This window comes from Rothia sp. 11254D007BW, from assembly GCF_053548195.1.
In genome coordinates this window covers 1,860,897-1,883,316 of sequence record NZ_JBPWPK010000001.1, presented here as the reverse complement: position 1 = coordinate 1,883,316, position 22,420 = coordinate 1,860,897, and the positions used below count along the sequence as shown (strand labels likewise).

General features: G+C 56.2%; 19 protein-coding genes and 1 pseudogene. 5 read left to right on the top strand and 15 right to left on the bottom strand.

The window, feature by feature from the left end; genetic code table 11:
• Window positions 1-28 precede the first annotated feature (28 nt).
• The gene (locus tag ACEE43_RS08445) at window positions 29-2,197 is read right to left on the bottom strand and encodes an acyltransferase family protein (protein ID WP_449107209.1); all 2,169 of its coding nucleotides are present in this window, start codon (window positions 2,195-2,197) and stop codon (window positions 29-31) included.
• Between the two features lie 1,001 nt (window positions 2,198-3,198).
• Here ACEE43_RS08445 and ACEE43_RS08440 point away from each other — a divergent pair.
• A complete protein-coding gene (locus ACEE43_RS08440) occupies window positions 3,199-3,777 on the top strand; it encodes a hypothetical protein (protein ID WP_449107208.1) in 579 nt (192 codons plus the stop codon).
• A 44-nt stretch (window positions 3,778-3,821) separates the two neighbouring features.
• Here ACEE43_RS08440 and ACEE43_RS08435 read toward each other — a convergent pair whose 3' ends face one another.
• The 5 genes from ACEE43_RS08435 to ACEE43_RS08415 all read right to left on the bottom strand — a co-directional run bounded on the left by ACEE43_RS08435 (window position 3,822) and on the right by ACEE43_RS08415 (window position 9,076).
• Window positions 3,822-4,670: a glycosyltransferase gene (locus ACEE43_RS08435; protein WP_237198259.1), complete on the bottom strand. Its 849-nt coding sequence runs from the start codon at window positions 4,668-4,670 to the stop codon at window positions 3,822-3,824.
• A complete protein-coding gene (locus ACEE43_RS08430; RefSeq protein ID WP_449107207.1) occupies window positions 4,670-5,740 on the bottom strand; it encodes a glycosyltransferase family 4 protein in 1,071 nt (356 codons plus the stop codon). Before ACEE43_RS08430 ends, ACEE43_RS08435 begins: the two co-directional genes overlap by 1 nt.
• Window positions 5,741-5,792: 52 nt before the next feature.
• Window positions 5,793-6,194: a DUF2304 domain-containing protein gene (locus tag ACEE43_RS08425; protein WP_237237553.1), complete on the bottom strand. Its 402-nt coding sequence runs from the start codon at window positions 6,192-6,194 to the stop codon at window positions 5,793-5,795.
• A 2-nt stretch (window positions 6,195-6,196) separates the two neighbouring features.
• Window positions 6,197-6,940, bottom strand: coding sequence for a glycosyltransferase family 2 protein (locus ACEE43_RS08420; protein WP_237237552.1), 744 nt, complete (start codon window positions 6,938-6,940; stop codon window positions 6,197-6,199).
• Window positions 6,941-7,060: 120 nt separating this feature from the next.
• Window positions 7,061-9,076 carry a DUF6541 family protein gene (locus ACEE43_RS08415; protein ID WP_431464200.1) on the bottom strand — a complete coding sequence of 672 codons (2,016 nt, stop codon included), beginning with the start codon at window positions 9,074-9,076 and terminating at the stop codon, window positions 7,061-7,063.
• A 463-nt stretch (window positions 9,077-9,539) separates the two neighbouring features.
• On the opposite strand from ACEE43_RS08415, the gene ACEE43_RS08410 reads away from it, so the two are divergent.
• On the top strand, window positions 9,540-11,207 hold the full coding sequence (locus tag ACEE43_RS08410) for an alpha-keto acid decarboxylase family protein (RefSeq protein WP_449107206.1): 1,668 nt from the start codon (window positions 9,540-9,542) through the stop codon (window positions 11,205-11,207).
• An 82-nt stretch (window positions 11,208-11,289) separates the two neighbouring features.
• Here the strand turns inward: ACEE43_RS08410 and ACEE43_RS08405 are convergent, their stop codons facing one another.
• Both ACEE43_RS08405 and ACEE43_RS08400 read right to left on the bottom strand, forming a co-directional pair.
• A complete protein-coding gene (locus tag ACEE43_RS08405) occupies window positions 11,290-12,696 on the bottom strand; it encodes a GntP family permease (protein ID WP_449107205.1) in 1,407 nt (468 codons plus the stop codon).
• 23 nt (window positions 12,697-12,719) lie between these two features.
• Complete coding sequence (locus ACEE43_RS08400; protein ID WP_449107204.1) at window positions 12,720-13,238, bottom strand: gluconokinase; 519 nt, start codon at window positions 13,236-13,238, stop codon at window positions 12,720-12,722.
• Between the two features lie 226 nt (window positions 13,239-13,464).
• On the opposite strand from ACEE43_RS08400, the gene ACEE43_RS08395 reads away from it, so the two are divergent.
• Together ACEE43_RS08395 and ACEE43_RS08390 are read left to right on the top strand one after the other, a co-directional pair.
• Complete coding sequence (locus ACEE43_RS08395) at window positions 13,465-13,986, top strand: flavin reductase family protein (RefSeq protein WP_185173806.1); 522 nt, start codon at window positions 13,465-13,467, stop codon at window positions 13,984-13,986.
• 39 nt (window positions 13,987-14,025) lie between these two features.
• Window positions 14,026-15,255, top strand: a complete 1,230-nt coding sequence (locus ACEE43_RS08390) for an acetylornithine deacetylase (protein ID WP_449107203.1) — start codon at window positions 14,026-14,028, stop codon at window positions 15,253-15,255.
• A 77-nt stretch (window positions 15,256-15,332) separates the two neighbouring features.
• Here ACEE43_RS08390 and ACEE43_RS08385 read toward each other — a convergent pair whose 3' ends face one another.
• From ACEE43_RS08385 to brnQ, 6 genes and pseudogenes are all read right to left on the bottom strand, one after another.
• Window positions 15,333-16,295: an MIP/aquaporin family protein gene (locus ACEE43_RS08385; protein WP_449107202.1), complete on the bottom strand. Its 963-nt coding sequence runs from the start codon at window positions 16,293-16,295 to the stop codon at window positions 15,333-15,335.
• 266 nt (window positions 16,296-16,561) lie between these two features.
• Entirely contained in the window at window positions 16,562-17,185 is a 624-nt protein-coding gene (locus tag ACEE43_RS08380) for a VanZ family protein (RefSeq protein WP_449107201.1), read from the bottom strand.
• 79 nt (window positions 17,186-17,264) lie between these two features.
• The gene (locus ACEE43_RS08375) at window positions 17,265-17,666 is read right to left on the bottom strand and encodes a fluoride efflux transporter FluC (RefSeq protein ID WP_449107200.1); all 402 of its coding nucleotides are present in this window, start codon (window positions 17,664-17,666) and stop codon (window positions 17,265-17,267) included.
• 3 nt (window positions 17,667-17,669) lie between these two features.
• Window positions 17,670-18,122, bottom strand: a complete 453-nt coding sequence (locus ACEE43_RS08370) for a fluoride efflux transporter FluC (RefSeq protein WP_449107199.1) — start codon at window positions 18,120-18,122, stop codon at window positions 17,670-17,672.
• Window positions 18,123-18,179: 57 nt separating this feature from the next.
• Window positions 18,180-18,438, bottom strand: a pseudogene (locus tag ACEE43_RS08365) (response regulator); the annotation flags it as partial.
• Window positions 18,439-18,915: 477 nt separating this feature from the next.
• Window positions 18,916-20,253, bottom strand: coding sequence for a branched-chain amino acid transport system II carrier protein (gene brnQ, locus ACEE43_RS08360; protein WP_449107198.1), 1,338 nt, complete (start codon window positions 20,251-20,253; stop codon window positions 18,916-18,918).
• Window positions 20,254-20,404: 151 nt separating this feature from the next.
• Here brnQ and ACEE43_RS08355 point away from each other — a divergent pair, with 151 nt between their 5' ends.
• The gene (locus tag ACEE43_RS08355) at window positions 20,405-21,256 is read left to right on the top strand and encodes a PRD domain-containing protein (RefSeq protein WP_449107197.1); all 852 of its coding nucleotides are present in this window, start codon (window positions 20,405-20,407) and stop codon (window positions 21,254-21,256) included.
• 69 nt (window positions 21,257-21,325) lie between these two features.
• Here the strand turns inward: ACEE43_RS08355 and ACEE43_RS08350 are convergent, their stop codons facing one another.
• Window positions 21,326-22,249, bottom strand: coding sequence for a hypothetical protein (locus ACEE43_RS08350; protein ID WP_449107196.1), 924 nt, complete (start codon window positions 22,247-22,249; stop codon window positions 21,326-21,328).
• Window positions 22,250-22,420 lie beyond the last annotated feature (171 nt).

Here is a 22,420-nt window from a genome sequence, read left to right as displayed (position 1 = left end):
GCCGGGGCGCCCGTATTTCGTATGGTGGTTATTCGTCCGTCGGGTTAGGAGCAGAGGGGTCCCAGCCCTGGACTTCAAGTTGTTGCATCACTGCACCCGAAAGAGTCTTGCCATACTGCGCTGTAATGTGGTTGTTATCCATGTATAAAGCTACATTTCCTATTACAGGAACGCAGTACCCTTCAGGGCAATAATAGTTTGATAAATCCACTTCGTAGACGTTAGAGAAACGGTCGAGAACGGGTTGAGCAGGATCCATAGATGCTAATACCTGCGACCGTGGAACGCTACAACTCGAGGTATTTTCACGCTGAGAGCATTCAAACATATTTTGAGCAAACCGAGGGTTATCACGGACAGATATGATTTTGCCTCCGTAGGATTCCGCAAGATTTGCAACAGCATCAATCCCGTTTACTAGCCGCTCATCAGGGATGCCATCTTGAGGCCGGGTAGAGATTAATGCTAGATAGGTTGGCTTCAGCTGTTGAATTTCTTCAAGAGCTCGCGCATTATAGCTTTGACAGGCAGCGTCAGCTGTAGGGCCAGCTGTTGAGTAGCTTTCTTCCGAGATAGTCAAACGGCACCAAGGTTTAATCATTAGAATCACCGTGGCATCGTCGGGGATTACTTCTTCAAATAAGGACAGTGATTGTTGGCTATGCGAATCACCTGCAAATACAAAAGTAGGCGCATCAGGGCTTCTCTTTGTTTGCATCACATAGCAATATTCCTCTGCTTCTGGATTGTGAAGACTTGAGTTTTCCATACCGGGGTAGGAGTTGCACTGTTCGCCATTAGAGGTATCGACCCACCCTTGATCCCGGATGACAGGGATTGGAGGATTCTGATATCTCTTGGTCTCGCCTATAGCCAGTGCACCAGGAAACTGAGGAGTCCCTGCAAGCGAGGCATTATATTCCCACACGGTGGTTTGTGCATTCAACCACCGTGTAGCTCCTACATCTAGGCCACCAACCAGAGTGAAACATACTGCGATGACCGCCACCGGGCGTACCCAACTTCCTCGGGCGTCCTGCTTTTTACGGTTCCACGGAGCCTCACTACGCTTTGCGTGGCGCAGAGCGCGGCGGCTGGGCTTCTTCTCCCAGGCACGCAGAGGCTTCTCAACAACGTTGTGCAGGAGCCAAGCTACCGCGATAGACGACAGAATAACCAGGGTGCCGTCGAGCCAGCCCGCCTTCGGTTCTCCGATGGCGGTGGTGTACAGGATGAGGATGGGCCAGTGCACCAGATAGAGGCAGTAAGAAATCGCTCCCATCTTCTGGAGAGGTTTAGCTGAGAGAAGGCGGTCTGCACCCAGACGGGAGCCAGTTTGACCAGCTGCAATCACGAAAGCACCCGATAGCAGGGGCCACAGAGCCAGGTAACCAGGGAAGGCCCTCTCCACGGGCAGAAGCCAGCCACAGGTCACAAGGCCGATAACACCTAACCAGCCCATGGGAACTTTGAGCCAGGACGGCACCCGCCAAGCCAGCACCAGCATGGCGAGCAGGGTGCCGGCTGCAAATTCCCACAGGCGGGTTCGAGTATCAAAGTAGGCGAAGGACTGGTTGGTGGAAGTCTCGATAACGGAGAAGGTAAGAGAGGTAACGAAGACCGTACCAAAAACAAATAGGGCGGTGGGGAGAACCTTCAGACGCAGATAACCCACCAGGAAGGCTACGAAAGCAAACAGCAGAGGCCAGATAATAAAGATTTGGCCCTGCATAGATAGAGACCAGAAATGCTGGAAGGGGGTTTTGAGGGTGGCATCTTGGGCGTAGTAGTCCACCGAGTTGAAAGCCAGGCGCCAGTTGAGGAAATAGAAGAGCGCTGCTTTGGCATCAGCTAAAAGGGATGCCCAGCGGGAGGGGGCGATGATGAAATAAGCGGCCACCAAAGTTGCTGCAATAACAGTTGCAGCGGCAGGTAGTAGGCGCTGAAAAACATGGAGCCAGTAGCTGACAACTTTAAGGGGCTTTCCATCCTGAATCTTACGTAAGGACGAGAGGGAAAGCAGGAAGGCGGAAATAAAGAGGAAGACGTCAACGCCGCCAGAGACTTTACCAAACCAGACGTGATACATGACCACTAGAAGAACCGCCAGGGAGCGGAGCCCCTGCACTTCTGGTCTGAATTTGGGTTGTTCAATGAAGCTACCCAAGGGCTTATGTCTGTGGCTGGTTCGATTCATCTATGTTGCTTTTCTGTGGTGTGGTGGTTACCCGGTGGCTGGGCAACTTGGGCAGTCTACCACAGGCACCGGTTAGGTCTCCGAAACGCTAACCGGTAAGGTAGCAACCTCCTCTTCCAAGCTATGCCTTCTCTTTAGACGCAATTGCAGCGATTGAGAGTACAGGGGTAACGGTGCAAAGCGTGTGGCACAAAACCATCATACGGCATACCCTAGAACGCCTTCTGGAGTGGCAAGACGGATAAGCTAGAGATACTTTCCTTATCGGCATAGAAGATAGAGATTCCGTGAGCGAAGAACATACCGAAGCTGTGATTAGTCGCGGCCAGTCGCTTTTTATTACGGCTTCATCCATTATTAGCGCGGGTACTACTTTCTTGGTGACCTGGCTAGCTGCCCGATCTTTAACGGTCGAAGACAACAAAGATTTTTTGGTTTTTTGGTCTCTTACTTCTTTGGTGTTCGCAACTTTGTTGGGGGTTCAACAAGAGTCAGCGCGCCTCATCGGCTCTCATCATTTAAGCAAGGGCAATTCTGCTTCTGTCCCCCGTCAGAGAACCTACAACCCGCTCGTGGTAGCGACCTGGGTGGGTCTCACCTGTGCTCTCATTTTTGCAGCTCTTACACCGGTGTGGATCGGCACCGTTCTACCAGCAGGGGACTGGAGAACAGTACTTCTGATTACCCTGGTGACGGCTGTATATGCCTGCCACGTCTACTGCATTGGGGCGATGGCTGGCACCCGTTCCTGGACAGAATATGCCCTGTTGATTTCAACCGGCGGTATTTTCTGTTTCCTGTGTACCCTGCTTGTATCTGTGGTTGGGGGCAGCCTGCTTGCCTTTCAGCTCTCTTTCTTGGCAACGGCCTTCCTCTGGCTCATTTTTGTGGCTTTCTCACCCCGGGTACGCTCAGCGACTCGTTTGCGTCTGGTAGGACGCCCAGGCGCGGCGTACCGGAGCATGCTTTTAGCTGTGGGGACCGCGGTAGCTATGGCTGCTATGTCTACGGGCTTTCCTATCTTCTTGGAAGCAACAAGTTCGAAGGCTGAAACAGAGTCCGATGCACTTCTGGCCGCGATTATTTTGGGTATCTCCATCACTCGCGCACCCATCATGATGCCCCTGCAAGCTTTTCAGGGTGTCGCGGTGTCTTATTTCCTGGCCCATGCCCAGCGCCCTACCGCTGCCCTGCTTAAACCTGTAGGGGCTTTGCTAGCTCTGGGGGCGGTAGGAGCCGGAGCAGCTTATCTGCTGGGTCCCTGGCTTTTCGATGAAATCTACGAGAAGTATGCCGGGCAGCTCGACGGTGCTTTCCTTGCGGCTCTCACTTTTGCTGCGGCCCTTCTAGCGGTGACAACGCTGTCAGGCACGGCGGCCCTGGCGATGGGCGCCCACCGCATCTACCTTGCAGGCTGGGTAGTTACCGTTGTGGTTGCTTTTGGCTGTCTGCTGCTACCGTTAGATCTTGAAACTAAAACCATTGTGGCCTTGATGGCTAGCCCGGTCATCGGTGCGGCAGCGCACCTTGCCGGCATGGAGGTACTGAGCCGAACACAGACGTCCGCACCAGTCATCTAACAGTGCATACAACGTGAGGGGCAGCTGAGCTGCCCCTCGATGTTTTAAGAACGTTTGAAGTAGGTGAAGTACTCGTGCAGGGGGCGAATAAGCCCGGACGCCCGCACAAACTGGACGCTGCGCCACAGCAAGTGCGGGGGTAATGCCAGGACGGCGGGAACGCCAAGAGTCTTCGCTAGCTGGCGGCGGCCACGAGTCACACAATCCACATGAGAGCCTCGAGGCGAAGCACCCTTGCTTAAATTGGAGGTATGGACTCTGTACAACACCAAGAAGTCAGGCAACACAGCAACTTTTCCCAAGGTACCAATTCTTAGGGTTAAATCGTAGTCTTCACACTGGTCTAGCCCGGGAGTATGCCCCCCAATCTTGTCATACGCGGATTTACGGAACATGACGGATGAATGAGGGATTGGATTAAACAAGAAGAGGCTCTTACGCACATCATCCGATACCACAGACTTCAAATCACCAATTTGCTGACCGTCCTCGTCAATTATACGAGCGCGTGCTCCCACTAGAACGCAGTCTGGGTGAGACTGAAGGTACTCTAGCTGTTTTGCAAAACGCTGGGGCAGAACAATATCATCACCGTCGAGATTAGCGATATATTCAGTGTTGACATATTTAATACCTTCAATAATTGAACCGCTCATCCCCAGATAATGGTTAAAGCGCAACACCAAGACTCTGCTATCAGTAAGCCACGGATACTGTTCTTCCTCAGACTGTATTTGCATAGCATCAAGGCTGATATTAGGTCCGTTCAGAACTAGAACAACTTTTAAATCAATACTGTCACTCTGGAGGGCAGACTTCATAGCTTCATCTACCCACCGATTAAGCTCCCCGCTACGAACGATAACGGCAAGGGTTCCCTCTATCTTTTCCACTACAACTCCTCGGGAATCTTATGCCTAAAAGTCTGAATAATTCGCTCATAGGTCTTACCCTGGCTAGCCCAGCCCCACCGCTGGAGGTCTTCTACAGGGTACGCCTGGGGGCCCTGCGCGAGCTCAGCACGTACGGCTGCTACCAACTGGGGTACGCCCTGCTGCCCGACAATGTGAACCCGAACCCCGGCGTCCTTAAGCACCCGGGCGCTCGATACATCGTAGGTAACGATTGCCGCCTGTGAAACGTAAGCATCGATGATGGTGGTTTGGAACCCTTCGGCTGCCACAGTGGGATTGACCAGGGTCGCCCCGCAAAGCTCACGAGCTACAGTTGCGTGATCGACGAAGCCCTTGAAATCTACTGCGTCAGAAATACCCAGCTCAGCGGCATACGCTTTAGCCTTCTCTAAATCAACCCCAGCACCCAGCACTACACCGGTAATCTCAGCATCTTCTGCATGGAGTTGCTGGACAGTTTCGAGAAAGGCCCGCCAGCCCTTCACCTCAACTACACGGGCTAAAAAGACAAGCTTTTTCCGCTGGAAGACAACATCTTCAGGGGCAGCCATAGGCAGGGGAGAAACGTTATAAAAAACCTCAGCGTCTACACCTGAAAGCTTTTTAACAAAATCGCAGGAGGGCTGAGAAACACCCAACACCTTAGAAGCTGCACGGAGTGTCAGCACACCTAATGTACGGTCTACCAGCTGACTTGCTAGGCGAATAACAGCCTTCTCCGAGACAACAAAGCCCGAACCGTGTTCTGTATGCACCACCGGGATATTCAAGAGGCGTCCCAAGACGACGCCCCACCAGCTCATACTGAAAAAACGCGTATGAACAGAAATAACGTCAATTTTTTCTTTCTTGAGAACCCGGAGTGCCTTATATAGGCCGACAGGGGAAGCAAATCCCACAATACCTTCAACGCGTAAATATTCTTTAAGCCTGTACACGGTAATACCGTCTTCAACAGACCTACCGGGGGTATCGTCAAGAGTAATTACTGTGACGCGGTGCCCCTGTCGCACCAAGTGGGTGCCTAGCGCATGGACGTGCTGTTCCACCCCACCTCGTTTAGGGGGGTAGTTATTGACCACAAAGGCGATGTTCACTCAGCTACCCCTCAAGAGAGTCAGTGTCGCGGGAGCGAACAGATTGCTTAGTTACAGAATCTGCATGCTGCTCATCAAATTGGGCTCGCAAAATCGCTACCTCTTCAGCAAGGATACGAATATCTTCGCCCATCTTGGATAGGGCAGCTGTCAGGTGCAGACTGACCCCTATGAGCATGATAATCGACAGCAAGAACAGCAGGTTTACTGGAGATTCAATACCGATAAGATCTGCAAAGAAGAGGAGCAGGCGCGGAAAAATTACCAGAATAATAATAATTGCAGAGACAATAAGCCAGAGCACTGCATACTTTTCCTTCATGTTTTGGCTTCGCACCTGGGCAAGAACAAGCAAGACAATAACAGCAGCAAAAACCAGAAAAAATATGTATGAATTAGCTGACATTTTTATTTGCCTCCCACCATGGTCTTCGTGCGGGTCATCGACATTGCAAAGGAAAAGAACGAACGGACGAGATAAATAGCCGATTTCCACGGGTTTGATGAAGGAGTGCCCGCCTGGCGCTCACGCATCTCCACAGGAACTTGTTTGACGCTCAAACCTGCACGAATTGCCATAACGCAAGCATCAATGCAGTCTCCTAGATACTCTGCAGGTAGATGTTCACAGTACTGCTCAATAGCCCTACGGTTAGCAGCACGAAAACCACTGGTTGCGTCGGTGAATTTCTCACCAGAGATTTTGGTGAAGAGGAAGGCAAGGACGACCATAGCCCATTTTCGGGGGCCGCTGACCTTGTAGTTAGTTGCCTCAGCGAACCGGGACCCGATGGAAATATCTGTTCCGTCGTCCAGGCCAGCTAAAACAGTCCGAATGCCCTTCGGGTCATGCTGCCCATCAGCGTCTACCTGAATCGCCCGGTCATAATTCATGCGACGGGCATACTTATAGCCTGTGCGAAGGGCACCACCAATCCCCATATTGTACGGAAGGTCGATGACAAAAGCACCAGCTTGACGGGCGATCTCTGAAGTGCGGTCCGTCGACCCATCGTTGACGACCAACAAATCAACCTCAGGCATCATACGGTAGAGCTCCGTAATAGTGCCTCCAATAACCTCTTCTTCATTCCACGCTGGCATGATGATGAGTGTGCGTAGTTCTGCGTCAGGTGCCGGTGTCTGAGGCATAAAGTGATTGTCTCCTCGTCAAACAGTGCCCCACGGGTAAACCCCAAGGCTATATGCCTACCCAGTCTAACAGGCCAGTGCCAGTGCTATAAAAAGCCCGCTCCGTAGCAATATAAATTCCTAGTCGCATACATCAATCCGGTACAAGGCTGCATCCCCTACCCGATAAACCTCGGAATACCCAGGCTGATTTGCCAAATGATCAATACCATTACTTTCACCTTCGCGCCCAACCTCACCGAAGTCAAGAGCGTAGTAGGCGTTCTCTTCACGCACAGCCTCACATACCTCAGGGTGGTTTGCTACGTCATCAAAATAAAGGTTCAGCAGATGTTGATTGTCGCTTTCATTCCGGAACATATGGGCAGCTGTTACTTTTCGGTCTGCAAGAGCATAGGCGTAAGCACCACCTGTACCAGGATCAACCACAATAGTACTGTCTTGGGGAACATTTTCTTTTACATAGTCCAGCACCTGAAGCTCATCTAAACTAATCCGCCAGCTGTTAAGTTCAGGGTCATAGTATTTAGACACTTTCTCAACATAGTCGAGGTACGGCTTTGCGTTCTGTGTACTAGAACCTAGCTGGAAAATAAGGAATCCGGTAAGAGCCAGAGCAATAAGGTTTTGAAGGACTGGTTGAAGTTTAGGCAGAATAGAATCAATTTTTTTAATCTTCTGCACTAGGAAATCAGAAACTTGGGAAACACCGAGAGCTGCAAGTAGCACTGCCATAATAGGTGTAAGTGCAGCGATTCGATAAACATCGTTATACCAAACACCAGTGATATCGTTCCTACCTTCATCGTAAGGCAGGTACCGTCCCACAACGTAGAAATAGGCAACTACAGCCCATGCTCCAACAAGCCATAGGGAGCGGTCACGGTTTCTTACCACAAAGAAAACACCGAGAAGCATGAAGATACTGGTTACCCAGTAGGCATTCATACCCATTACGCCGTTCGTTAAAAATTCACCGACTGCCTGTGCGCTACTGGCCTGCGGCTCCCAGCTAAGGTAAGGAGCGGGCCTGATAATTCCCCACAAAATCCAGATAACAATAAGCAAACCAGTAAGACCAGCTACTTGAAGTCCTCCTACCCATGGAGAGGTTACGCTATCGATAATATTTCTTACTTGCAGGGCTATACGAACTACAACAATGGGTGTGATCATAGCTAACATCGACATCATGGCACTGGGATGAGCTACCGCTATCCCCAAGACCACCATAAGGCCCAGGGCAAGCCCTTGAGGAACACCCACATAAAACTTATGTGAAACCCGGAAAACTTGAGCGGTTAGGGCAATCCCGACTGGAATCAAAGCGATTCCCAGGCTATTCGGGTACAGAATTCCCCAATGCACGAGAAGCAGGGGGAAAGCTGGTAGCGAGGCTGAAAAAATTCCGACAGTCAAAACAGCCATTCGGTTCAGCGAAACAGTGGTGTAGACAAGGTACATCATAGACAGTGGCCACACGACTGCTCCCACTATAACTGCGGTAACGTTGACCGCCATAGGGATGGTGGTCCCGTCTGTTGCCTGGAAGACTAAAGCCACGAGCGCATGCCATACAGCGGGATAAAATGACCCGGGTTCATCACCAGATGTAACCCCCGTTGCCCCCAGCGATGAAGCGTTGCCTGTATCTACAAAGTAACGAACGAGATTCAGGTGGAAAATTTCATCATAAGACTGACCAATCGACTCAGGAGTGCGAATAGCCCTGGTCATGGTTGCCATAATGAGCCACACGCCAAGACCAACTGAGATGTACCACCAATGGTCGCCAGGTGACCACCATCGTTGGCGGGTACCTTCTACGGCACTCCCAGCTTGCCGGGCAAACCTAGCGTTGAACCATGCTTCTGTTCTATACAAACATGCAGTCAACACCCAAAAAAGAAGGGCAAAAAATAAAGCAAAGCCAAAAACCACCCCATAAGACCATGAAAGACCCATCAGGGGGGCAACAATCGATGCTATGGCAAGAATACCTATAGACAGGGGCGCTGCAAGCCCTATCGCATGAATACCTCTTTGACGAGCACCTACCGCCACCATAAGACCTGGTGCTAGAACCATAAAAATACACACCACGAAGGGGGTAGTAACGTTTTCCCAGCCGCCCATAGGAACCCCTTTTCTTTTCATCTAGCAGGTTGCCACATCACATGGTCTAGCCCTACACATTTTGTATCGCACTCTAGTTTATAGTCTCTCGCCTCTACCCAAACCATTTGTATTGAGAGGTGCATACAACCATCTGAAAGCTCTACCGGTCAACAGGTGAAACAGGACAACCCATGAACTAGTTCTCTCGATGATACGAGAAGAGGGCTGCGTTCATAACTCTGCACAGTAGGTAGCAGCAGGTTGAGGAGGCGAGTGGGCAGCATGTACGAGTCCGGGAAATCATGATGGTCACGCATTATTTCCCATGTGTCTTTGCGCAGTCCTCCAAACATGATTCATGCACCCTCGCCCCAGGTGGTGACACTGACCGCCCAAACCGGGGTGGGTTCGCCCTTTTAGACTAGAAATGAATGATACAGGTCACAAACCTGCTGTGCTTTCCTACCTTCCTAAGGAGTCAATGATGACCTATACCGTCGGTAATTACATTCTTGATCGTCTGGCTGAGCTGGGCGTTGACAAGGTTTTCGGTGTGCCCGGGGACTTCAACCTCTTCTTCCTCGACGACGTCCTGGCGCACGAGAAGCTGGATTGGGTGGGCAACGCGAATGAGCTCAACGCCGGGTATGCGGCGGACGGCTACGCCCGCGTCAAAGGCCTGGGTGCCCTGGTGACTACCTACGGCGTGGGTGAGCTGTCAGCTATCAACGCAACCGCCGGCTCTTACGCTGAGAATGTGCCCGTGATTCACATTGTGGGTGCACCCAGCCTGTCGGCCCAGAATTCTCACCTGCGTATGCACCACACTCTGGGCGATGGGGATTTCAAGCATTTTATGCGTATGGCGTCCGAGGTATCTGCCGCCGTTGCGGCTCTGCACCCGGCGACCGCTGCGACCGATATTGACCGCGTCATTCGCACCGCCGTCATCCACCGTAAGCCCGGCTACCTGATGCTGCCGGTTGATGTTTCAACTATGCCCGCTACCCCACCAGCCCAGCCGCTCGATGTGGATAGCCACGTTTCCTCGCCCGACATTGAGGCCCTTTTCAAGGACGCCGTCGCCGACTTCATGCGCGGCAAAAGCGTGACGGTGCTGGCAGATATCATGGCTGAGCGTCTGGGGGCGGTGCAGGACGTCCGCGCCCTGGTCACCGAGACCAAGTTCCCCTTCGCGTCCCTCATGTGGGGCAAGGCCGTACTGAACGAAACCAAGCCCAACTTCGCGGGCATCTACGTGGGCGGCCTGTCGGCTGAACATACCCGTGCGGTAGTAGAAGATGCCGAGGTTTTGGTCTGCGCTGGCGTGGAATTTACAGATACCACAACCGGCATATACTCACATCAGATAGACTTTGGGCGGGTTATTAACATCGGTGCTGAGAGCACCAGCATCGCCGATCGTCACTATGCCCCGCTCACCATGTCCAGCGCCCTGAACATCATTAAAGAGGTGTCTCTCAAGCTCGGTCTGAAAGGCACCCCCTTTGAGGCACCCACCACCGACGAGCCCCTACCTGAGATCACCGACGAAGCCCTGACCCAGGACGCCCTGTGGCGGGTCCTCTCATCAAACCTGGATGAGAAGAACACCGTTGTAGTCGATATGGGTACCTCTTTCTTCGGCATGGCAACCCGTAAGTTCCCGCGCGATTCTCGCTTTATCGGCATGCCCCTGTGGGGTTCTATCGGCTACTCCATTCCGGCCCTGCTGGGTGCGGCTATGGCCGATACCGATTCCCGTGGCGTGCTGATGGTTGGTGACGGCTCAGCCCAGCTGACGATTCAGGAGATTGGCACCGTTATCCGCGAGGGCGTGAATCCGGTGGTCTTCTTGATCAACAACGACGGCTACACTATCGAGCGGTCGATTCACGGCGTCGAGGCCCAGTACAACGACATCACCGCCTACGACTGGTCGAAGATTCCGGCGGCCTTCGGCGGCACAGACTCTAACGCTGTCACGCTACGCGCTGCTACGGTTCGCGAGTTCGACGAGGCCTGCCGGGTGGCTAAGGAGAACCGTGACAAGCTGGTTTTCATTGAGGTAGTCACCGCACCCATGGATATGCCCGAACTGCTTGAGAAGTTCGGCGCCCAGGCAGCCCAGCTCAACAAGAAGAAGTAGTACAAGAGCCCGCAAGGACGCGCCCGCCCCGCCTTCACGCACGAAGGCGGGGCGGGCGCGTCCGGCTATAGGCCACAGGCAACTAAAGCAGGCTAGCGACCCCAAACACGGCCACGGCACCGGCAAAACCTACGACACCAATGAGGGTTTCCATTACCGTCCAGGTTTTGAGGGTGGTCTTCTCGTCCATATTGAAGAAGCGGCTGACCAGCCAGAAACCTGAGTCGTTGAAGTGCGAGAGCACCACAGAGCCTGCGGCGACCGAAACGACAAGGGCAGCCAGCTGGATGGAGTTGAAATCTGCAGCCAGAACACCGGGGGTGATGAGACCTGCGGCGGTTGTCAGGGCTACGGTCGCTGACCCCTGGGCAACGCGCAGAATTGCGGCAATGAGGAAGCCCGCAACAATGAGGGGAACACCCAGGTCACCCAGCACATCGGCGAGAGCATCGCCGATTCCTGAGGATCGTAGCACGCCACCGAACATACCACCGGCGCCGGTAATCAGGATGACGGAGCAGACCGCGGGAAGTGCTCCGTCCATAGTCTGCTGGATACCCAGCGCGTGATCCTTACGTTTGAAGCCGAGCAGGTACATGGCAACGAGGGAGGTAATGAGTAGGGCAACAGGGGTCTCGCCGAGCAGGCGCAGGGTTTGGAACCAGGTTTCATCTGCTGCGCTTTCAGGTAGCACACCTCCCTTTGCCAGAGTGTTGAGGCCGGTGTTGAGGAAGATGAGGAACATGGGGAGCAGCAGCACGAAGAGAACGGTGCCGAAGGAGGGCGGGTTGAGGGGCTCGTCCTGGGTTTCTTCGTGGCCCATGAGGGCAGGTACGGGAAGGTCGATGCGCTTACCGATGAACTTTGAGAAGAGGTAAACGGCAAGGTACCAGGTCGGTACCGCGATGATGAGGGAGACGAGCAGTAGAGTACCGACGTTGGCTTCGAAGAAAGAGGCTGCGGAGACCGGCCCGGGGTGGGGCGGCACGAAGACGTGCATGACGGAGAATGCGCCCACAGCGGGGATTCCGTAGAGCAGAAGGGAGCCGCCAACCCAACGAGCGACAGAGAAGACGATGGGGAGCATGACGACAAGGCCGGCATCAAAGAAGATGGGGAAGCCAAAGAGCATAGATGCCACGCCGAGGGCGATGGGGGCGCGGTCTTCACCGAAGACCGAGATGAGTTTGTGGGCAAGTACCTGGGCACCGCCGGAGTATTGGATGAGAGCCCCCAGCATGGCTCCAAGGCCAACGAGCAGGGCTACAGACGCCAGGGTTGATCCGAATCCGCTGAGCATGACGGGCACGACGCTGGCGACGGGGATTCCGGTGGCGACTGCGGTGAGCAGGCTGACGATAATAAGGGCGGGGAAGGCGTGGAGTTTGAATTTGATGATGAGGAGCAGCAGGAGCAGGATTGCGCCGGCGGCGATAGCGAGCAGGGGCCCAGCAGTGAGGGTTTGAGCCCAGTCTTCGGGGAGAGGCATAGTGGTGTGCTTTCGTGTGGGGCTTATAGGGTAGGACGCAGGGCGGCCAGTGCCGCGGTTGCAACCTGTTCCGGGGTGCCAGAGATATCAACGAGCACCCCGGCTTCGTCAGCTTCGAGGGGTTCGAGGGTGGCGAACTGGGAGTCGAGTAGGGAGGTGGGCATGAAGTGGCCTTCGCGGTGCTTCATGCGTTCTGCAATAGTTTCTCGAGGGCCGGTCAGGTGTACGAAAAGGACGCCGGGGGCGGCTTCGCGCAGCACGTCACGGTAGGTACGTTTGAGGGCGGAGCAGGTGACGATTGTGTGCTCGCCGCGGGCGTCCGCGTCCTTGATCCAGGTGGCGATGCGGGCAAGCCAGGGGGCGCGATCGTCGTCGGTGAGGGGAATCCCGGCGCTCATTTTCTGGATGTTTTCAGCAGGGTGCAGGTCGTCGCCTTCGACGAATGGCCACCCTAGCTGGTCGCGCAGGGCGTGGGCGATGCTGGTTTTGCCGGTACCGCTCACGCCCATCACGACAATGTGATGTGTGTTTTCCGTTGTCATGTCTATTATTGTGCACCCATTTAGTCTGTATATCGAATGCACAAAGCACTCAAGACATACGACTTCTACCCTTTGTTACAGCAGGTTGGCGTAACAGTGTCACAGTTCTACTCATAGGGGCAATATGTGAGAAAGGCTAGGGTTTGGTGCATCTGAAGTCCTAGGCTGAAGACCAAGCGCTCCCAGCGCTGTAGTCCCCAAGCAGCCGCACAAAGGAAAACCGACCATGACCACCCAGGTAAACATCAGCGAGAAAACCGCCACCGAACTTTTCTGCGAGGCTTTCGGCGCCCAGGCAGCCGGCGTTGCCATCATCACCGCTGAAGGCTCTGACGGGCTGCCGGGTGGCCTGACTATCTCGTCCCTGTCGTCGGTTTCTGCTGAGCCCCCTATTGTGTCTTTTTCTTTCAAGGACCGCACCGGTTCGGCTGCCCGCATCATCGACGCTGACTCTTTCCTGATTCACCTGATTGGTGCCGATAACATCGAGATCGCCAAGCTCTTCTCGGTTAGCAAGGCCGATAAGTTTGGCGATACCTCCACCTGGGACCGCCTGCCCACCGGCGAGCCCCTACTACACGGGGTAAGCCGGGTGCTGCGCGTCCGCCCCCTGGGTACCCTCAATGCGGGCCCTGCCGTGGTCTTTACCGCTGAGGTCACCGACTTCATCCGCCACGACGCCAACGCAGCCCCCACCGTTTACCACGCCCGCCGTTTCCACGGTCTGGGTGACCACTCAGCTCTGTAATCTAGCGCCCCGGCAGGCCCGGGGTTTTAGACTGGTGCTATGACACTCCCTGCATCTCTTCCCTGGATTGAAAAGCTTATTGCCGCGCAGTCCATCAGCCAGACCAGCAACCGCCCCGTGCTCGACCTGCTGGCGGCTGAGTTTGAGGCTCACGGCCTGACCCCGCACTACACCTATAGCGAGGACGGCGAGCGCGCCAACCTGTTTGTAACCGTGCCCGCCGCAGATGGTGGTAGGGACGGCGGTGTGGTGCTGTCGGGGCATACGGACGTGGTGCCGGTTGAGGGCCAGGCCTGGACGGTCACCGACCCTTTCACTCCCCTGGTGAAGGACGGCAAGCTCTACGGGCGCGGGGCGTCGGATATGAAGTCTTTTATTGGGTCGGCTATGTGGCTGCTGCCCCAGTTGCGTGAAGCGGAGCTGGCTAGGCCCGTTCATTTCGCTTTTTCCTACGATGAGGAAATTGGCTGTGTGGGTGCGCCTGCCATGGTCAGAGATTTTAAGGCCCGCGGTATTAACCCTGATTTTGCGGTGATTGGTGAGCCGTCCATGATGCAGGTTATTTCTGCCCATAAGGGTGCCCACCGCGGCCGGGTGACTTTCAAGGGTATCGCCAAGCATGCCTCCCTGGGCCCTCACGGGGTTAACGCCCTGGCACCGGCGGCGGAATTTATTACTTTCTTTGAGCAGTTGGCCGGTACCTGGCGAGCTGAGGGTCCCTTTGATGAGGGGTTCGTGGTGCCCTATTCCACCGGCGGGGTGAACTTTGCCCGCGGTGGTATTCAGTACAACATTGTGGGTGAGCACGTGGTGCTGGAGTATGACTTCCGCACGGTTCCCCAGATGACCACCGACGAGGTCATTACCCAGATTGAGGCGAAGATTGCCGACGACCTGCTGCCCGCCCTCAAGGCGCGGGCGGCGGACGCTGAGGCCCTGGCTGGTGCTGCACCCGGTGAGTTTGTTGACGCTGTGGGTATTACCCATGAGCTGCTGGCTGCCGTCCCTGCCCTGGGTACCGCTGACGGTGCTGAGATTATTGCCCTGGCCAATGAGTGGGCGGGGCGCCCCGGTTCTGTGGAGGCCCAGAAGGTTACCTACGGTACTGAGGCTGGGCAGTTCGCCCTCTACGGCGGGGTGCAGGCGGTGGTGTGCGGCCCCGGCGATATCGCCCAGGCCCACACCCCCAATGAGTGGATTGAGCTGGCCCAGATTGAGGCCTGCGACCGCTTCATGCTCAAGGTGCTGGAGTGGGCTAGCCGCAAATAGTCCGGTGCAGACTTCTTGGGCTGGGTGCAGAGAAAACCCTGCACACAGCCCAAGAAATCTGCACAGCGCCGAGTGGGTTACTCCCAGAAGGCCCTCTTCTGCACGACCGGGATTTTGCCGGTGGGCACGTAGGTGGCAGCAGCGGACGCGGCAGTAGCCTCGGTGTCCTCGCTCTGGGGCAGCACCTCAGCCGACTTAGACCGGTACATGTGCTTGTTAGCCCACAGGCCAAACCCGAGCACGGCCAGAGCCAGCACGACGCCGACCACCTGGAAGATAGAGAACTGGCCGTCGTAGTAGAGCTTGAAGAAGGACCCGCCCATCATGCCGCCTGCAATGGGGGCGCACACCGGCACCCAGGCGTAGTACCAGCGGGAGGTTCCCTTACCGTGGATAGGTAGCAGGGCGTGCATGAGGCGGGGGCCGAAATCGCGGGCCGGGTTGAGGGCAAAGCCGGTCTGGCCACCCAGACCAATCACCAGCACAGTGACCAGGAAGCCAAAGGCCAGGGGCTTGAGCACATGGTTCAGGTTGAGGGCCAGGGCTGAACCTTCAAGGACGGGGGTGAAGTTAACCCCCACGTAGAGGGCCGAGAAGACCAGCAGGAAGGTACCGATAATCTCAGACAGGGCGTTGGTGAAGTAGTTGTGAATAGCCGGCACGGTAGCAAAAACGCCGAGTTTGATCTTGCGGTCGGCGGTTGCCTTCCAGTGGGGCAGGTAGTTGAGGAAGACGAAGCCCGCGCCCACCATGGCACCGGCGACCTGGGCGATGATGTAGCCGGGCACCATGGCCCAGTCGAACTCCCCGTAGGCGGCTAGGCCGATGGACACAGCGGGGTTGAGGTGCCCACCTGAGTAGGCGTGGGAGGCGTAGACACCGAAGGCAACGGCAAAGCCCCAGCCGAAGGCGATGGTGAAGAAGTTGTCGCCGTGGCCCTTGGAGCGGCGCAGTTCGACGGTGGCGATGACGCCGCAACCGATGGTCACCATAATCATGGTGCCCAGGAATTCAGCGAGGTAGGGGCTGATGGTATTCACGTGTTTCTCCGCAAGTGTCGGGGGCTAGTACGCCCAGGCAGGTGCCGGATCCTTCAGCCCATAGTTTGCTTCACTTGGCTTTAAGTGTGAATGATTGGGTTTTACCCGGCAAGGCTTAGGGGTAAAAGTGCCCTAACACTTAAGCGGTTTATCGCCCTCTCTCCCGAACGCTGTGACCAAGCACCCACCAACCCCGCCCACCAGCTAAGACGGCGAGGGGCGGGGCAGGCGTCCACGCGGGCAACAGAGGCGGACGCCCCGCCCCACTAGCGTCCAAAGAGGCGGCGCAGCTGCCCCGGCAGGGTATGGCGGTGCTGCCAGGTGGCAAGGGTACCCCAGCCCAGCACTGCACCCAGGGTGTTGTTGAAGATGTCTTCGGCGTCAAAGGTTCGGATAGCGCAGTCGTAGTAACCCCAGATACCGGTCAGCTGGGTCAGCTCGATCGCGAGCGAGGTGCCAAAGGCAGCAAAGAGCACGGTGCGAAAACTAGCTCCCCAGCGCCAGCGGGCCAGCACGCCGAAGGGCACAAAGAGCAGCACATTCAGCAGCATCTGCAGCACGTAGATCGAAAAAAGGGCTCCGAGCAGGCCGTCGTTGGCGGCAATGGCGAAGTCAATACTCCATCCCAGGAAGAAGCGGGGGTAGGTGCTGCCCCAGCCGTCGGGGCAGACAAAGACGTCATTATCGGGCAGGGGTAGGAAGGTGTAGGCGATGACCCCGGTAGCGTATAGCACCAGGACGCCCGTGGCAGCTATGCGGCGCAGGAGCCTGCGGGCAGGCAGGTGGCGGCCAAACCACCAGAGGGCGGGCACGATAAACACCATGAGCAGGGCCCAGAGGGAAAGCGCCTGCTGGAGCACGGGAATCGAGAAGTAGAAGTAGTACCGCATAGCCTTATATATCAACAAGAATCTGAGTGATTGAGTGTACCGGCCTTAGCTGGGTCTTTACAGAGAAAACAGGACGAGCCTAGGCAGACAATCCCAGAGTCAGCCCGGCCGCGGCGGCAGCGGTTGCGGCAAGTAGTTGGCCGAGGGCAAGGACGACGGTGGCCAGCTTACCGGGGGCTCGTAGGGTTTCGAGCAGGGCGGTGGAGAAGGTGGTGTAGCCACCTAAGAAGCCCACCCCCAGAATGAGGGTGAGGTTTTCTGTAATTACAAAAGTTTCCGCACCGGGAATAGGCTCAATATGGGCAGCAAGAAGGCCGGTAAGGCAGCCCAAAAGAAAGGATCCAGTGACATTAATAAAGAATGTCCCAAGCGGCATAGATACTTGCCAGAGCCTTGATACGAGCGCCTTAACCCAGCTATCAACCCACAGGCGCAGGGCGGCGCCTGCGCCACCGGCGATAAAGACTAAAAGGTAGACCATGCCCTACTCCCCCGTTCCACGAGCTGGCCTACCGGCGTGGGGCGGGCGTCCGATCCTCCCCCATCTGCCCCCGAGCTGCCAACCGGCCCAGGCCAGCAGGTAGCCGCCAGCCAGCGAGAGCAGGGCATAGGCGGCAGCCACCCCCCAACGCCCGTCCAGGGCGAGCTGAGCCAGGGCGAGGGCAAAGGTGGAATAGGTGGTGAACCCACCCAGAAAGCCGGTACCCAGCGTAAGACGGAGCTCCTCAGCACGAGCCGATAAAGCCCCTCCCGGGGCAGCGGCAAGCAGGACGCCCGTCAAGAGAGCCAGCAGGAAGGCCCCTACCCAGTTCACCACCAGCACGGTCACGGGTAGGGTGCCAGAGACGGGAAAGGCAGCCAGAAGCAAGGCCCGCACCAGGGCACCTGCTCCACCACCCAGAAAGACGAGCCAGGTTGCGCGGAATGTAGGGGTCATTCCCCCAGCCTACGCCCCCAGCAGGGACAAACGCACCGTAAACTCGGTACGCCCCGGGCGGGAGAGCAGCTCGACGCCGTCGAAGCCGGGCATCATGATATCGAACGAGGACGTCGGGGCGCCGGTCGCGGGCGATAGCCAGGGCTGCGGGGCCCTCGCCCGCTGATTTAACCTCCCAGCCAATCATTTTGGGTGCCACGCTGACCAGCTCTTCGAGCATGCGCTCATCGTCTACTACGAGGGCGCGGATCGGCGACCCGTCGGGGTGTTCAAGGGCCGGAAGGTTCTTGGCGATATCGGTTGCTGTGCTGCTCATACTTCTAAGGGTAGCCAACCGCGGGAGTTTAGGGGTCTCTTGACCCCTATTTGAGGGGATATGGGGGGGGCTGTTTTCACAGGCGATTCTTATGCGAGTGTGAGCGGGAGCAAACCGAGGGGTGGGCCTGTCTTGTATGAGCAAGTGAGAGAACATTTAGTGTCAGGAGGATGACACAGAGATGTAATGTTTCACAAAGACCTGCCTTTACGAGCACCGCGGGTTTATTTCCTGGACTTCATCGGGTAGAGTTCTGAACAGGCTGTCAATTGTTTATTTTTGAAGAAACTTTATGACGGGTTGCCTAGAGGCTTTCTAAATTTGAGTTGAATGAACCACCTCGCAACTCGTTAGACGGGCTCGCGTTGATGGTTGTGGTTCCCCTCAGCGCGGGCCTCTCTACAGCAAAGGGTCTTGCTCCGCAGATGCGGGAGCAAGACCCTTTCTTTTTGCCCTCATACAGGGGCGGTGCCCGGCTTAGCGGGCGGACGCGCGGCGGTGCTGTACCAGGTCGATGGCGGCGCCGATGAGGGCGGCAACCAGAGTGGGTACGAACCAGCCCAGGTCGTAGGCGTGGGCGGGAGCCCAGCCGATGAGGGGCTCGATCACGTTTGAACCAAGACCCTGGGAGTTGAGGGTCATGAGCAGGGCCCAAATCACCGAGACCAGCAGGGCGAAGCGGTGGGTGAGGTTCATCCAGGGGGCGCGCAGGGCGGCCTCAATGAGAGTGAGGACGACCAGGGTCAGGGCCGGAGGGTAGAGGGTGGTGATAATGGGGATAGCGAAGCCCATCAGCCCTTCAAGGCCGAAGGACGCCAACGCGAAGGCAATCAGGGTGAAGATGATAGCCCAGGTGCGGTAGGAGACCGAGGGCACCAGCTTGTTGAAGAAGGAGCTGGTTGCGCCGATGAGACCCACCGAGGTGGTCAGGCAGGCTAGCAGCACAATGAGGCCGAATACGACGGCACCGGGGCCGCCCATGGTCTGGGCTGCGGCGTCGGTGAGCAGGGCTGCGCCGTCCTTGTATCCCTGGCCGTCCGCGATATGCTCGCCAATATAGCCCAGCCCCAGGTAGACCGCACCCAGCAACACGCCGGCAATACCGCCGGCCAAGGCGACGCTGCGGAGCATCTCGCTGCGTCCGGTCACCCCTTTTTCACGCAGGGAGGCAATCACGATGATGCCGAAGGCAAGAGCTGCCAGGGAATCCATGGTCATGTAGCCGTTGACGAAGCCGGTGGCAAAAGCACCCGTGGCGTAGTCTTCAGTCGGTGCAGCCGAGGGAGTGCGCAGGGTAATAAAGCTCATCACGACCAGCACACCCAGCAGGATCACCAGGGCGGGGGTCAGGTACTTGCCCAGGGTGTCGACGATACCGGTGGGGTTCATAGCCAGCAGGTAGGAGATGCCAAAGAAGACGGCAGAGAAGATGAGGGTGGGCACCATGCCGTCCACCGACAGATAGGGGTCTACGGCCATGGCATAGCTGACGGTACCGGTACGCGGCAGGGCGTAGAGGGCGCCGATGGAGAGGTAGACCAGGGGAGGGAAGATGAGGGCGAAGATTTTTCCGCCGCGGGCCGCCAAATCTTGCAGGTCGCGGCCGGTGACGGCGAGCGCGATAACAGCCAAGATGGGCATGAGGACGCCGGTCACCAGGAAGCCTGTGATGGCGGGGGTGAAGTTTTCACCGGCTTCTGCACCGAGCATGGCGGGGAAGATGAGGTTGCCTGCGCCGAAGAACATGGAGAACAGCATGAGGGCTGTGACCACGATGCTGATGAGCGGTGATGATTTGGTGGGTGCTGAGTTCATAGGTTCGGGTAATTCTCTATTTGTACGAAAGGGTTTAGTTTACTCCTGTTTATTGGGCAGGTTGCGGGTAGGTAATCCCGTAGTTGGCGGTGGGTCGGTAGACTGATAAGGATATTCGCGCGTTTTATACCTGAGACGAAAGGGGGTCACGTTGCGCATTTCACGTATTTATAACAACAATGTGGCTCTGGCTCAGGCCTATACGGGCGAGCAGATGGTGGTTATCGGTCGCGGCTTAGCGTTTGGTAAGCGTAAGGGCGACATGGTTGATCCCACCCTCATTGAGCAGACCTTCGTGCCGGAGCACGGCACCCCCGATGAGCATTTGGCGGGGTCGCTGGCGAAGATTCCGTCTGAGATTCTGGGTTTGGCGACCGAGCTTGAGTTTTTGGTCAAGGCCGAGGGTATTACTATTTCCCATTCCTTTATTGTGCCGGTGGCTGACCATATTAGTTATGCGGTGGTTCGGGCCAGGGAGGGGCTGGCGGTGGATTATCCGCTGGCTCTTGAGGTGTCCCAGCTTTACCCGCAGGAGGTTCGGTTTGGCCGCCGGGCGCTGGAGCTGGTCAAGGAGCGCTTGGGCGTTGAGCTGCCCGAGATTGAGGCGATTCCGCTGGCTATGCACCTGGTTAATTCGCAGTTTGCCTCTGAGGATATGGGCGGCACCTACCGCATGACTGAGGTGCTCTCTCAAATTTTTGAGGTGATTGGGGCTGGCTTTGGCGGCCCGGTGGACCGGTCGCTGATGAGCGCTGCCCGTTTCGTCACGCACCTGCGCTATCTCTTTGTGCGCGCGGGTGCCGCCCAGGCAGCGGACGCGGGCACGAGCGTCCCTATGCTCCTTGAAAGCCTGAAGGACGCCCACCCCCGCGCCTTTGCTGCGGCGGTGAAGGTGAAGCTGGTGCTTGAGATGCATCTGGAGCAGAACCTGACCGATGATGAGCTGACTTATCTGACGATTCATATCGCCCGCCTGGCCCGGGACCAGTACGGCACCTCCTAGCGGCGTCCGCCCTATTCTTTTTCTCTTCACCCCGAGATAATCTCTAGGGTCATGAGAGAAAGAGTAGGGTCATTGGGCTGTTGTCCGGACGCCGAGGTGACGCAACCTCGAGATCAACAGTTCCGGGCGCTGAGCCAAGTCACCCCAGGTGGCACGGATAACCGTCCACCCCGCCAGTTCTAATTCTCGTTGCCGTAGCGCATCATTGCGTAACTGCTCATCGGTTGCCCGGTAGGCTCCGTAATACTTGTGCAGACCGTCCACCTCAAGAAGTAGCTTGAGGTGAGGCCAGGCAAAATCAGCACGGTACAGGCGCCCGGACGGGGTAATAATTTCAAACTGTTGAATAGGCGGCTCGACACCTCCCTGATAGAGGCGAAGTCTGGCAAAAGACTCCAGAGGAGATTCGCTCAGCGGGCTCATCAGCGCAGCCACAACACGTAATTTCTGAGATCCTCGCCCCGCACAGCGTTCAATCTCTTCCCGTGCAGTATCGAGTTCAAGATTCCCGTGTTTTAAAAAGAAATCTGCTATAGCTAGCGACTCTTGCAGGGGCATAGTTTTTCCGCAGTCTACGACGGTCGTTAGCGGATCCGTGACTTTGACTCCACCTAAATCAGTGGCCAGGGAACATTCTTTTACCTTATGGCTATGCAAGATTGTTTGCGGGTGCCCCGACTTATTGATACCCAAGAGGGAGAGGTGCACTTTAGAAGGTAGGGTCATCAGCGGCGCACCCCACAGCAGAGCGGCTGACTGGTGACTTACTACGGCTGTGGGGCGGGTTTTCTGCAGGGCTACCGTCACAGCTTTAGCTCGATCGCTGTCTGTGCAGTGTCGTGCGATATCGCCTTTGAGATAGACCCCGCGCGTCAGACGTATAAGCTCACCTCTACGGTGCTTCGCACTGATGAGGTTGTTGCTCATGCCTGCTTCTTTGAGTTCGCGGTGAGTGTGCATCGCTGAACAGATGTGTGAGAGGTTGAGTTCCATGCCGTTACTGTGGCAAAAAGGTGCGAGGGCTTCAAGTGACCCTAGATGGGCCTGTGGATAACCCTTATTTTCACTCGTCAGATGCCTGTGGACAAGAAGACACGAGATGGCCTCTGCACCGTCACAAAGAACGCCCTATTCTTTTTCCCTTCACCCCGAGATAATCCCTAG